The following is a 623-nucleotide window of genomic DNA, read 5'->3' as shown; positions in this document are numbered from 1 at the left end:
GCGACGCCTTCGGTGCTGGAGAACACGGCCCGGGCCGTCAACGAACTCAACGACCGCAAGCTGATCGCGATGGTCGAACCGTTCATTTCCCGGTGGAACAACGGCAAGATCTGCAATGACCTGTCGCCGGAGGCCGTGATCCGGTCGATCGCGATCGCCTGTGCGCTGGGGCGGCGCACCGCCTACACCTGGCTGAAGCTCCCCGTGATCGAGGACATGACCGAGGTCCTGGCGGCATCGACCTTGCCCGTGTTGCTCCTCGGCGGCGACGGCGGCGAACCTGAGCAGATGTTCGTCAGGTGGAAGCGCGCGTTGAAAATGCCGACCGCGCTGGGGCTGGTGCCCGGCCGGGCCCTGCTCTATCCGGCTGACGGGGACGTGGCCGGTGCCGTGGACAGGGCCGTCAGCCTGCTGTGACCGCCGTCGGAACAGCAGAGAACCGCGGGAACCGGGCGGCCGCCGGTCCGTGCTCCCGGGGTCCGGCGCGCGCCGGAGCCTCGAATGTGCCAGCCTTGGTCCATGGCAACTGCACGCTGGAACGGCGAGATCATCGCGGAGAGTGACGACACCCGGATCGTCGAGGGCAATCACTACTTCCCCATCGAATCGGTGTCCCCGCACTA

General features: G+C 67.4%; 2 protein-coding genes. Both read left to right on the top strand.

Annotated features, from left to right (window positions below; genetic code table 11):
* The coding region (locus tag CA984_RS44290) for a Cgl0159 family (beta/alpha)8-fold protein (RefSeq protein ID WP_423229369.1) at window positions 1–417 on the top strand (417 nt) is incomplete at its 5' end.
* Between the two features lie 84 nt (window positions 418–501).
* Window positions 502–623: DUF427 domain-containing protein (locus CA984_RS44285; RefSeq protein ID WP_341351776.1), on the top strand; the 122-nt coding region annotated here is incomplete at its 3' end.

It is taken from the genome of Streptosporangium minutum, assembly GCF_002149035.1.
Classification (GTDB): domain Bacteria; phylum Actinomycetota; class Actinomycetes; order Streptosporangiales; family Streptosporangiaceae; genus Streptosporangium; species Streptosporangium minutum.
Note: the sequence above shows the minus strand (reverse complement) of the source record. Positions and strands in the feature narration are given on the sequence as shown.